The following is an 11,858-nucleotide window of genomic DNA, read 5'->3' as shown; positions in this document are numbered from 1 at the left end:
CTGTTTCGCTTAATAAAACTCCATTCCATGTTTGCGCAAGGAGGATCTATGTCCGACGTCGTAACCTATAACCGCGAAGGCGCCATCGGCGTTATCACCGTCAACTACCCGCCGGTGAACGCGCTGAGCCACGCCGTACGTTCCGGCATCCAGGGCGCCATCGAGCAGGGTCGTAATGATGCGGACGCCAAGGCTCTCCTCATCGTATGTGACGGTCGCACCTTTATTGCCGGTGCAGACATCCGTGAGTTCGGCAAGCCCATGCAGGAGCCGGGGCTGCCGGAGGTGGTCAACTTCATCGAAGCCTCCGACAAACCCGTTGTCGCTGCGATCCACGGTACCGCCCTGGGTGGTGGTCTGGAAGTGGCCCTGGGTTGCCACTACCGCGTTGCCGTGCCCAGTGCCAAGGTTGGCCTGCCGGAAGTGAAGCTGGGCCTGCTGCCCGGTGCCGGCGGCACTCAGCGCCTGCCGCGCCTGGCCGGTGCCCAGAAGTCCCTGGAAATGATCACCTCTGGCGAGTTCGTCGCCGCGAAGAATGCCGTTGAGCTGGGCATCGTCGACGAAGTGGCCGAAAACGAAGACGTGAAGGCCGCTGGCCTGGCCTTCGCCCAGAAGGTCGTTGACGAAGGCAAGCCGGTGCGTCGCGTCAGCGAACTGAACGACAAGCTGGAAGCCGAGAAGGGCAGTGATGTCTTCAACCAGTTCCGAGAGGGCCTGAAAAAGAAGGCCCGTGGTCTGATTGCCCCCTTCAAGTGCACCGACGCGGTGGAAGCCGCCTTCACTTCCTCCTCGTTCGAGGAAGGCATGAAGCGTGAGCGTGAGCTGTTCGGCGAGCTGATGGCATCCGACCAGCGCGCTGGCCTGATCCATTCCTTCTTCGCTGAGCGTGAAGTATCCAAGGTTCCCGGTCTGCCGAAAGACACCCCCATCCGTGATATCAAGACAGTGGGTGTTATCGGTGCCGGTACCATGGGCGGCGGTATCGCCATGAACTTCGCCAACGTTGGTATTCCCGTCACCATTGCGGAAGTGAAACAGGAAGCTCTGGACAAGGGCCTGGCCATCATCCGCAAGAACTACGAGAACACCGCCAAGAAAGGCCGCCTGACCATGGAGCAGGTGGAAGAGCGCATGAGCCTGATCAGCGGCACCCTGACCTACGACGACTTCGCGGATGTCGACCTGGTGATCGAGGCCGTGTTCGAGCGCATGGACATCAAGAAGAGCATCTTCAGCCAGTTGGATGAGAAGTGTAAGCCGGGTGCCATCCTGGCCTCCAACACCTCCACCCTGGACATCGACGAGATCGCCTCCGCCACCAAGCGTCCGGAAGACGTGATCGGCCTGCACTTCTTCAGCCCGGCCAACGTCATGAAGCTGCTGGAAATCGTCCGTGGTGAGAAAACCGCCGACGACGTCAAGGCCACTGCCATGAACCTGGCCAAGCGCATCAAGAAAGTGGGCGTACTGGTCGGCAACTGCCACGGCTTCGTAGGCAACCGTATGCTGCACAAGCGTGGTGCCGAAGCCATGGCCCTGGTAGATGACGGTGCAAAGCCGGAGCAGGTGGACAAGGTGCTGACCGATCTTGGCTTCCCCATGGGGCAGTTCGCCATGGGCGATCTGGCCGGTATCGACATCGGCCACAGTATCCGGGAGGAGCGTCGCAAGGCCGGTGAGGACGTACCGCCGAGCTGGATGGACAAGCTGGTGGAGAAGGGCCGCCTGGGTCAGAAGACCATGGCCGGTACCTACAAGTACGAGGAAGGCAACCGCAAGCCGATCCCGGATCCGGAAGTGGACGAGATCATCGCCGAGTTCCGCAAGGAGCAGGGCATCACGCCCCGTGAGGTGACCGACCAGGAAATCCTTGAGCGCTGCATGTACGTGATGATCAACGAAGGCGCCAAGATCCTGGAGGAAGGCATCGCCGACCGTTCCCTGGATATCGATATCACCTGGATCTACGGCTACGGTTTCCCGGCCTACCGTGGCGGCCCCATGTTCTGGGCCGACCAGATTGGCCTGGACAAGATCCTGGACGCCGTGAAGAAGTACCACAAAGAGGTGGGCGGCAAGCAGTGGGAGCCATCCGCCCTGCTGGAGAAACTGGTAGCTGAAGGCAAGAAGTTCGGCGACCTGTAAGCCTTTATTGATTCGCCGCAGGGCCTCCCGGGTCCTGCGGCAAACCCGTTTCAAGAGGACACATCCATGTCTGATGCAGTTATCGTCTCCACCGCCCGTACCGGTCTGGGCAAGTCCTACCGGGGTGCACTGAACAACAGCCACAGCGTTGATATCGCTGGCCACGTCATCAAGCATGCCGTCGAGCGCGCCGGTATTGACCCGAACATCGTCGAGGACGTGATCCTCGGCGCCACCTTCCACGAAGGCGCCCAGGGCAAGAACATGGCCCGTCTGGCGGCGATCCGTGGCGGCCTGCCGGTGACCACGGCCGGCCTGTCCATCAACCGTTTCTGCTCTTCCGGTCTGCAGTCCATCGCCCTGGCCTCCCAGCGCGTGGTCTCCGAGAAGGTGCCCGCCATCGTGGCCGGTGGTGTTGAGTCCATCTCCCTGGTGCAGAATGACAAGCTCAACCAGTTCAAGGCCACCAACGAGTGGCTGATGAAGAACAAGCCGGAGCTGTACCTGTCCATGATCGAGACCGCCGACATCGTGGCCCAGCGCTACAACGTCAGCCGCGAGTCCCAGGACGAGTACGCCCTGATCTCCCAGCAGCGCACCGCCGCTGGCCAGGAATCCGGCAAGTTCGACGACGAGATCGTGCCTTATGACACCACCATGATGGTGAAGGACAAGGAAACCGGCGAGGTCAGCGAGAAGGACGTTACCCTGACCAAGGACGAGTGCAACCGCCCGAACACCACCCTGGAGGGCCTGCAGGGTCTGGACCCGGTCCGTGGTGAAGGTAACTTCGTGACCGCCGGCAACGCTTCCCAGCTGTCCGACGGCGCCTCCGTGTGCACCGTAATGAACAGCACCTACGCTGAAAAGAACAACATCGAACCGATGGGTATCTTCCGCGGTTTCGCGGTGGCCGGCTGCGAGCCGGACGAGATGGGTATCGGCCCGGTGTTCGCCATCCCGCGTCTGCTGGAGCGCAATGGCCTGACCATGGACGACATCGACCTGTGGGAGCTGAACGAAGCCTTCGCCTCCCAGGTGGTCTACTGCCGTGATCGTCTGGGCATCCCCATGGAGAAGCTGAACGTGAACGGCGGCTCCATCGCCGTGGGTCACCCCTACGGTGTCACCGGTTCCCGCCTGACCGGTCATGCGCTGATCGAAGGCAAACGCCGTGGCGCCAAGTATGTGGTGGTCACCATGTGCATCGGCGGCGGCCAGGGCGCTGCCGGCCTGTTCGAAGTGGTATAAACAGGCGGATCAGAGAGGGGGCGGGCGAGAGTTCGCCCCCTTTTTTGTTATCAGTAAGGAATTGAGCAGTGCAGCAAAACATCATCAACACCCAGGATCTGGAATTCCAGCTCTTCGAACTCCATCAGGTCGAAGACTTCCTCCGGTTTGACCGTTACTCAGACCACAGTCGTGAAACCCTCCAGGCCGCTCTCGACCTGGCGCTGAAAGTGGCGGCGGAGGAATTTGCGCCCCATGCCCGGGCGGTGGATGAGGAAGAGCCGACCTTCGAAGATGGCCGGGTGGTGATGCGCCCGGAAGTCAAAAAGGCGCTGGATGTCCTGAAGGAAACCGGCCTGCTGGCGGCCACTCAGGATTTCGAGCGGGGTGGCATGCAACTGCCCAGTGCCGTGGGCCAGATGTGCGTGGGCCTGCTCAAGGGCGCCAATGTGGGTACCCAGGCCTATGCAGGCCTGACCATCGCGGCGGCGAACCTGATCCTGACCCAGGGCAGCGACGAACAGAAACAGCGCTATGCCGAACCCATGCTCAGCGGGCGCTTCTTCGGCACCATGTGCCTGACCGAGCCCCATTCGGGGTCTTCCCTCGGCGATCTGCGTACCCGGGCGGAACCGGCCGGTGATGGCAGCTATCGCCTCAAGGGCAACAAGATCTTTATTTCCGCCGGCGACCATGAGCTGAGCGATAACATCGTCCACATGGTGCTGGCAAGGCTGCCGGACGCGCCCCCCGGCGTGAAGGGTATTTCCCTGTTTATCGTGCCCAAGTTCCTGGTCAACGAGGACGGCAGCCTGGGTGAGCGCAACGACGTGGCCCTGGCCGGACTGATCCACAAGATGGGCTACCGGGGCACCACCTCGACCATGCTCAATTTTGGTGAGAAGGACGGCGCCGTTGGCTACCTGGTGGGTGAGCCCCATAACGGGCTGGCGGCCATGTTCCACATGATGAACGAGGCCCGCATCGGCGTGGGCCTGGGCTCGGTGATGCTGGGCTACACCGGTTATCTGCATGCCCTGGAATACGCCCGGGAACGCCACCAGGGTCGGCCGGTGGGCAACAAGGACCCGGAGTCGCCCCAGGTACCGCTGATCGAGCACGCCGATATCCGCCGCATGCTGCTGACCATGAAAGCCTACGTGGAGGGCGGCCTGTCCCTGGCCCTGCAGGGTTCGCGGCTGGTGGACGAGAAGAAGGTGGCAAAAACCGACGAAGAGCGTGACATGGCCGCCGGCCTGCTGGACCTGCTGACACCGCTGATCAAGTCCTGGCCCTCCCAGTTCTGCCTGGAGGCCAACAGTCTGGCGATTCAGGTACACGGTGGCTATGGTTATACCCGGGAATATCCGGTGGAGCAGTTCTACCGGGATAACCGCCTGAACCCGATCCACGAGGGTACCCATGGCATCCAGGGCATGGACCTGCTTGGTCGCAAGATCTCCATGGCCGGGGGCCGGTACTATCAGGAACTGCTGCGTCGTATTGCTGCCACAATAGAACAGGCCCGCTCCCATGAGCGGCTGGCGGACAATGCCCGTCGTCTCGAGGAAACCGTGAGTCTGCTGACCGAGGCGACCGACAGAATCCAGGCGATCAGGAAGGAGGGGCAGGTCGAGCGTGCGCTCGCCAATGCGTCCCTGTATCTTGAAGCCTTCGGACATATGGTGGTGGGCTGGCTCTGGCTGCGTCAGGGCCTGGTGGCGTCCAGTGCACTGGATAATGGTGGCCCGCAACCGGAAGCGTTTTACCAGGGCAAGCTGAGGGCCTGCGATTTCTTCAGTCGCTATGAGCTGCCCCGGGTCCAGGGGCTGGCGCAATTGTTGAGGGAGGTGGATGCCTCCGCCCTGGACATGGAAGCAGAAGGCTTCTGATCCGTTTTTTTTGGACCTATCAATCAGGAGAGATACACCATGAGCCGTCAGGCGAAAGCTGTTGTTTGCCGCGAATGGGGCAAGCCTGTTCAGGTGGAAACCATCACTGTGGATGCCCCCAAACGGGGCGAGGTCACCATCAAGGTGGCCGCCTGTGGTGTCTGCCACAGTGATCATTCCGCCACCACCGGAAAGATCCAGTACCCGCCACCCCTGGTGGTTGGCCATGAAGCCGCCGGTGTGGTGGTGGATGTGGGCGAGGGCGTGACCGACCTGAAAGAGGGCGATTACGTGGTCAGCACCTTCATCACCATGTGCGGCAAGTGCCGCAACTGCGTCCGTGGCCGCCCGGTGCTGTGCGAGAACGCCAAGAAGTCCATGGTGACCCTGCCGGACGGTACCGTTCGTACCCACGGCAAGGATGGCGAGGACCTGTACGTGTTCGGCGCCTGCGGCGTCATGGCCGAGTATGCCACCCTGCACGAAGACAACTGTGTGAAGATTGATGAGGGCGTGTCCCTGCCCAGTGCCGCGCTGGTGGGTTGTGCCGTGATTACCGGCGTGGGCGCCGTCTTCAATACCGCGGACCTGGAGCCAGGCTCCCGCGCCGCGGTGTTCGGTATCGGCGGCGTCGGGCTGAATGCCATCCAGGGTTGTGTGACCGCCGGCGCCGAAATGGTCATTGCCGTGGACACCAATGAGAAGAAACTGGAGATGGCCAGAGAGTTTGGCGCCACGCACACCATCAACATTAACGAGGTGGAAGACGTCAGCAAGGCCATCAAGAAACTGAGCGCCGGTGGCGTAGACTACGCCTTTGAATGTGTCGGCAACGGCAAGGTGGTGGAACAGGCCTACAAGGCCCTGGGCCGCGCCGGTACCGTGGTGGTGGTCGGCGTTGCCGACATGAAGGACAAGACCTCCATCAGCACCTTCGCCCTGCCGGCGGATGAGCGTACCCTCAAGGGTAGCTGGCTGGGTTCCGCCCGGCCCCAGTACGATTTCCCGAAAATCCTCAACCTGTACAAGGCCAACCGCCTGAAGCTGGATGAGCTGATTACCAAGACCTACAGCATTGACGAGGCACCGCAGGCGTTCGAAGACATGCTGGAAGGCAAGAACGCCCGTGGCGTGATCATTTTCGAATAACGCCTGTGGTCTGAATATCTGACAAAAGCGACTCCCGATAAGGAGCACAACGATGAACAACCTGAGCAAGAACTACATCAACGGCCAGTGGGTCGAGTGGTCTGGCGACACTATTGACGTTCACGAAGGGACCAACGGCGATGTCATTGCCAAGGTGCCGTCCTCTGACCGGGGCACCATGGAGCAGGCCATCGCGGCCGCGGATGCCGCTTTCGAAAGCTGGAGCGAAACCCCGCTGGAGCAGCGCATCAACGTCATCAAACAGTTGCACGAAGGCCTGCAGAAACGCGCCCCGGAAATTGCCCAGGCGGTGGCCCGGGAAGTGGGTATGCCCATCAAGCTGGCGGGCATGATCCAGGCGGGGATGCCCATCAAGGTCACCGAGACCTACCTGGAAATGCTGCCGGACTATCCGTTTACCGAGCAGTCTGGTAACTCCGAGGTGCAGTACGCCCCGGTGGGCGTGGTGGGCTGTATCACCCCCTGGAACTACCCGCTGCACCAGGTGATCCTGAAGGTGGTGCCGGCGCTGGCCGCTGGCTGCACCATCGTGCTCAAGCCCAGTGAGGTTTCTCCGCAGACCGCCTTTATCCTGGCGGAGATCCTGGATGGCACCGACCTGCCCAAGGGTGTGTTCAACATTGTCTGCGGCCTGGGTCAGGAAGTGGGCGACACCCTGATCAAGCATCCGAAGGTGCGCATGGTGTCCTTCACCGGTTCCACCCGTACCGGTCACCTGATCGCCCACGCGGCGGCCGATGACTTCAAGCGCATCGCCCTGGAGATGGGGGGCAAGTCCGCCTCGGTGATTCTGCCGGACGCCGACCTGGAAGCCTCCGTCAAGGGCACCTTCACCAACTGCCTGCTCAACAGCGGCCAGACCTGCACCGCCCTGACCCGGATGCTGGTGCACAAGGACCAGCACGACCAGGCCTGCGAAATCGCCGGTGCCATTGCCAATGCCATGACACTGGGTGATCCGCTGGACGAGAACACCCGCCTGGGGCCGCTGGCCTCCGCCGACCAGCGCGACAAGGTCCGTGATTACATCAAGCTGGGCATTGAGGAAGGCGCCACTCTGGTGGCCGGTGGTGCCGAGGCGCCGGAAGGCCTGGAGAAGGGCTACTTCGTCAAGCCCACCGTGTTCGGCAATGTGGATCCCGATAGCCGTATCGCCCAGGAGGAAATCTTCGGGCCGGTCATGTGCGTGATTCCCTACGAGACCGAGGAAGAGGCCATCCGCATCGCCAATGGCACGCCCTATGGCCTGTCCGGCGCTGTCTTCTCCGGCGACCAGGACAAAGCGAAGAAGGTGGCCGGCAAGCTGCGCACCGGTCAGGTGTTCGTGAACGGTGGTGCCTTCAACCCGCTGGCGCCGTTTGGCGGCTTCGGCCACTCCGGCATTGGCCGCGAGTTCGGCAAGTGGGGCCTGGAGGAATTCCTCGAGGTTCGTGCGCTTCAGTTGTAATCGCCAACCCCCCTGGGGTAAATATAGAAGGCTAACGGAAACGGGCATTCTCCGCCGGGGGATGCCCGTTTTCCGTTGTGACCCCATAACCATCAACCATCCCCCCAACACAAGAGGGCCATTCAGTGAGCAGTATCTGGACCACCACCCCCACCGTGGAAAGCATGCAGGAGCGGGTCAGGAACACCGCCGTGGAGAACATGGGTATCGAATTTACGGAAGCGGGCGACGACTTTATCAGTGCCCGTATGCCGGTGGACAAGCGCACCGTGCAGCCCTTTGGCATACTGCACGGCGGGGCTTCCGTGGTGCTGGCGGAAACGCTTGGGAGTGTCGCGGCCAACCATTGCGTGAGGAAAGAGGGCACGGCCGGTGTGGGTCTGGAGATCAACGCCAACCATATCCGCTCGGTCAGATCCGGCTGGGTCCATGGTACCGCCCGTCCGCTGCACATTGGCGGTTCCACCCAGGTCTGGGAGATCCGCATCGAGACCGAGGACGGCAAGCTGGTGTGCGTATCCCGGATCACCATGGCGATCATTAATCCCTAGCGATAACTTCCTATTCCCTGGTGGGAGTCGGTCCTGGCTAAAACCCCCTCTCCCTCGTTGGAGAGAGGGGGATGTCCGCCAGTAATTCCGTGTAGCAGTCAGGTTGGATGTCTGGCCCTATGCCTTCAGGGCTTGCCCCCAAGCAGTATCCGTACCGCCAGGCAGGCCTCGTCCACTTCCTCGATGTTCGGCTCCCGACCGAGGATGACATCGGAGTACAGGCAGGATTCGGCCAGCCGGACCATGAAGTAGGACAGGCTCTCCACCCGCATTGGTGGTCTCGCCAGGTGTCCCTTGTCGATCTGATCCTGGATCATGATGGTGTTGGCCTCCACCACCCGGCCATGCATGGTGGAGGCTGACGATGTCAGTACCCGCAGGGCATGCTCCGGGTCCTGCTTCACGAATTCCTGCAGGGGTTTGGCGGTAATCAGTTCGATGTTAATCCGCCGATACACTTCTACAATATAGTCAACACCGGTGCCCGAGGTAGAGGCGACAATCGAGCTGCGGATGGGCATGTACAGTGACCAGAGGATATCGCCAAGCAGCAGGTCCTTGTTGCCCACCCAGCGGAACAGGGTGGCGCGGCCGATGCCCAGTTCCTCCGCCAGGTCAGCCAGGTGAAGCCGCTCTCCCTTGAGCCAGATGCGGCGGGCCTTGTAGAACGCATCTTCCGGAGTGGCACCGGAAGAGCGCTTGCGGGTCTTTTGGAGTTCGCGCTGTAGTGGAGAATGTGTAACTGCCACGGAGGTCTCACTTCTGGCACTAAAAAGGCGTTAAACGCGCTGGCGTCACTACCTTTTTTGACATTGTTTTTGTTACATATAATACATGTTTCTGTTGAAATAGAGCCAGCGCTCTATTTTTTGACGATACCTTCATCGGTAACGTCTCGTAAATGAGTACGACTTTCCAACATATTTGACATAAAAACAACAATCCATTTGGCAGTTTGGCCATGAAGCTCGGGAGCGGGTGAATGCTGTTCGTCGCGGCACTGTTTGTGTCCTGTCTGGTGACGCTGGGTATGATGGTCTTTGCCTGGCAACGGCGGGACGTTCGCACCGCTCCTGCCATCGCCGTGCTGATGGGCGGGCTGAGCTGGTGGACGTTCTGCTACGCCCTGCTGATTCTGCATATCCGTCACCCCGACGTGGTTCCGACCCTGTTCAACGACCCGCTATTCTGGTTCCGCCTGATGTTCGTGGGGGTCTCGGTGCTACCCGCGGCCCTGATCATCTTTGTATTGCAGTATACCGGCTACCGGCAGCGGATTGGTCTGCGTTTGATCGGATTGGTGGCGGTAATCCCGACGCTGTGCATGATCGCCAATTTTACCGAAGGGTTCGGCCACCAGTGGTTCATGGGGGACTTTGAGCCAGGTGGTGAGAGCGTGTTCAAGGGCGGGCCGGCGTTCTGGCTGCATACGCTTTACTCCTACATCGTAATGTTCATCGCCTACTTTCTGCTCATCCGCTTTGCCATCCAGAATCCCCAGTACCGTCGCCAGGCGTTATTGTTCCTGGCCGGCAACATGGTGGTGCTGATACTGAATGTGGTAACCATCATGCAGTGGATGCCAGAGTCCTGGGGAAAGCTGGATCTCAGTCCGTTCGGATTTGTGGTGGCGTCCATGATCATGGCCCTCAACATTCGTCGGGAAGGCTTCCTGGACCTGATGCCGGTCGCTCGCTCCCTGGTGTTTGAGCGCATGGCGGATGGCGTGCTGGTCACCGATACCCGGGGGCGGCTACTGGATCAGAATCCGGCGGCGCAGGCTCTTTTCACGCGGGCCGGGGTCGATATGTCCAGAGGGAGGCTTTTGCAGGAGGCACTTCCGGGGATGTTTCAGGGGGGCAGACCGGCGGAGGAGTTAACCCTGCAACCGCCGGGTGACGAGGCTCGCCGGCCCTGGCAGTTGAACGTTCGGCGAACTGAGCTCAGGAACCGGCGCAGCCAGGTCAAGGGGTATGTGTATGGTTTCCGGGATGTCACCGAACTGAAGGAAGTGGAAGATTCCCTGCGGCAGCAGCTTGCCGACAACGAGGCCTTGCGTCGGGCCCTGAAGGAAGAGTCCATCCGCGATCCCCTGACCGGACTGTACAATCGCCGCTGGCTGGACGAAGTGCTGGAGCAGGAAATTCCCCGGGCACTTCGGGAGCAGCAGCCCCTGAGTTTCTGCGTTATGGACCTGGACCATTTCAAACAGGTTAACGACAACTGGGGGCACGATGTGGGAGACCGGATTCTGGTAGCGCTCGCCCGGTTATTGACGGAAGGCAGTCGTAAGCACGATGTGGCCGCCCGTTTCGGGGGAGAGGAATTCGTGCTGGTGTTGCCGGGGCTGGATGCCACCCGGGGCCGGGAGGTTGTCGAACGGTTGCTGAAGGCCTTCTCTGAACTGGATTTCGGCGCCGGCGGACCCGACAACCTGACGTTCTCCGCCGGGCTGGCGGTGGTTCCCGACCATGCCTCGGACCGGGAGAACCTGTTCAAAATGGCTGATCGGGCCCTGTATCGGGCCAAGGAGGCAGGCCGCAATCGGGTGGTGGTTCAGGACATCGCCTGAACCACTCACACCTGGCTGGTAGCGGTTACACCCGGAACTGGGTTACCAGTTCACGCAGCCGCTCGCCCAGTCGTGCCAGTTCCTGGCTGGCCTCGTTGGTCTGGGTGACGCCGGTGTCGCTGTTCTGGGCCGCCTCCACGATGCGCACCACGTTCTTGTTGATCTCCTCGGCCACCTGGCTCTGCTCCTCGGAGGCCGTGGCGATCTGCGTCACCTGATCGTGGATGTGCTCCACCGACTGCTCGATGGTGCTCAGGGCCGAACTGGCGTGGTTGATACGCTCCACAGTCTCCTCCGACAGGCCCTGGGAGGAACGCATGCGCTCCACCGCGCTGCGGGACTCACGGATAAAGCCATCGATCATCTCGCGGATCTGGCCGGCGGACTCGCCACTGCGCTTGGCCAGCTGGCGCACCTCATCGGCGACCACGGCGAAGCCACGGCCATGCTCGCCGGCCCGGGCGGCCTCGATGGCGGCGTTCAGGGCCAGCAGGTTGGTCTGGTCGGTGACTTCGTGGATCACGTCCAGCACCTTCTGGATCTCGTCACTGCGGGAGGCCAGGGCGTCGATGGCCTCGGCGCTTTCCAGGATATTCCGGGACAGGCTGTTCACCGACTGCTGGGAGCCGGCCATGGTCTGGCCGCCATCCTTGGCCAGGCGGTCGGCATCCGCCCCGGCCTGCTGCACCTCGTTGGCGTTCTTCGAGATCTGGTGGATGGTGGCGGCCATCTGGTTGATGGCGGAGGCGATCTGGTCGGTCTCTGAACCCTGGACCTGCACCGAGGCGCGGGTCTCTTCCGCCACCCGGCTCAGTTCCTCCGCGGCCGAGGCCACCTGGTGGGTGGTGTCG

General features: G+C 61.4%; 9 protein-coding genes. 7 read left to right on the top strand and 2 right to left on the bottom strand.

All coding sequences use genetic code 11. From position 1 onward, the window contains the following. Positions 1-48: 48 nt before the first annotated feature. From ACJO3T_RS16650 to ACJO3T_RS16625, 6 genes are all read left to right on the top strand, one after another. The gene (locus tag ACJO3T_RS16650) at positions 49-2,145 is read left to right on the top strand and encodes a 3-hydroxyacyl-CoA dehydrogenase NAD-binding domain-containing protein (protein ID WP_406979198.1); all 2,097 of its coding nucleotides are present in this window, start codon (positions 49-51) and stop codon (positions 2,143-2,145) included. 66 nt (positions 2,146-2,211) lie between these two features. Further along, on the top strand, positions 2,212-3,396 hold the full coding sequence (locus tag ACJO3T_RS16645) for an acetyl-CoA C-acyltransferase (RefSeq protein WP_406965788.1): 1,185 nt from the start codon (positions 2,212-2,214) through the stop codon (positions 3,394-3,396). 68 nt (positions 3,397-3,464) lie between these two features. After that, positions 3,465-5,267, top strand: coding sequence for an acyl-CoA dehydrogenase (locus ACJO3T_RS16640; protein ID WP_406965787.1), 1,803 nt, complete (start codon positions 3,465-3,467; stop codon positions 5,265-5,267). A gap of 39 nt (positions 5,268-5,306) precedes the next feature. After that, a complete protein-coding gene (locus ACJO3T_RS16635; protein WP_406965786.1) occupies positions 5,307-6,416 on the top strand; it encodes a zinc-binding dehydrogenase in 1,110 nt (369 codons plus the stop codon). Positions 6,417-6,468: 52 nt separating this feature from the next. Further along, entirely contained in the window at positions 6,469-7,884 is a 1,416-nt protein-coding gene (locus ACJO3T_RS16630) for an aldehyde dehydrogenase family protein (protein WP_406965785.1), read from the top strand. 164 nt (positions 7,885-8,048) lie between these two features. Further along, positions 8,049-8,435, top strand: coding sequence for a hotdog fold thioesterase (locus ACJO3T_RS16625; RefSeq protein WP_406965825.1), 387 nt, complete (start codon positions 8,049-8,051; stop codon positions 8,433-8,435). 125 nt (positions 8,436-8,560) lie between these two features. Here ACJO3T_RS16625 and ACJO3T_RS16620 read toward each other — a convergent pair whose 3' ends face one another. Continuing rightward, a complete protein-coding gene (locus tag ACJO3T_RS16620; protein WP_406965784.1) occupies positions 8,561-9,184 on the bottom strand; it encodes a QsdR family transcriptional regulator in 624 nt (207 codons plus the stop codon). 233 nt (positions 9,185-9,417) lie between these two features. Here ACJO3T_RS16620 and ACJO3T_RS16615 point away from each other — a divergent pair, with 233 nt between their 5' ends. Next, entirely contained in the window at positions 9,418-11,007 is a 1,590-nt protein-coding gene (locus ACJO3T_RS16615; protein ID WP_406979197.1) for a diguanylate cyclase, read from the top strand. Positions 11,008-11,032: 25 nt separating this feature from the next. Here ACJO3T_RS16615 and ACJO3T_RS16610 read toward each other — a convergent pair. After that, the coding region (locus ACJO3T_RS16610) for a methyl-accepting chemotaxis protein (protein ID WP_406965780.1) at positions 11,033-11,858 on the bottom strand (826 nt) is incomplete at its 5' end.

Origin of the sequence: Marinobacter shunpengi, assembly GCF_045449715.1 — a bacterium.
Classification (GTDB): domain Bacteria; phylum Pseudomonadota; class Gammaproteobacteria; order Pseudomonadales; family Oleiphilaceae; genus Marinobacter.
Note: the sequence above shows the minus strand (reverse complement) of the source record. Positions and strands in the feature narration are given on the sequence as shown.

Bases quoted from the DNA above. Each gene is read 5' to 3' on its own strand.
- ACJO3T_RS16650 (WP_406979198.1), top strand. From the start codon at position 49: ATGTCCGACGTCGTAACCTATAACCGCGAAGGCGCCATCGGCGTTATC.
- ACJO3T_RS16645 (WP_406965788.1), top strand. From the start codon at position 2,212: ATGTCTGATGCAGTTATCGTCTCCACCGCCCGTACCGGTCTGGGCAAG.
- ACJO3T_RS16635 (WP_406965786.1), top strand. From the start codon at position 5,307: ATGAGCCGTCAGGCGAAAGCTGTTGTTTGCCGCGAATGGGGCAAGCCT.
- ACJO3T_RS16630 (WP_406965785.1), top strand. From the start codon at position 6,469: ATGAACAACCTGAGCAAGAACTACATCAACGGCCAGTGGGTCGAGTGG.
- ACJO3T_RS16625 (WP_406965825.1), top strand. From the start codon at position 8,049: ATGCAGGAGCGGGTCAGGAACACCGCCGTGGAGAACATGGGTATCGAA.
- ACJO3T_RS16615 (WP_406979197.1), top strand. From the start codon at position 9,418: ATGCTGTTCGTCGCGGCACTGTTTGTGTCCTGTCTGGTGACGCTGGGT.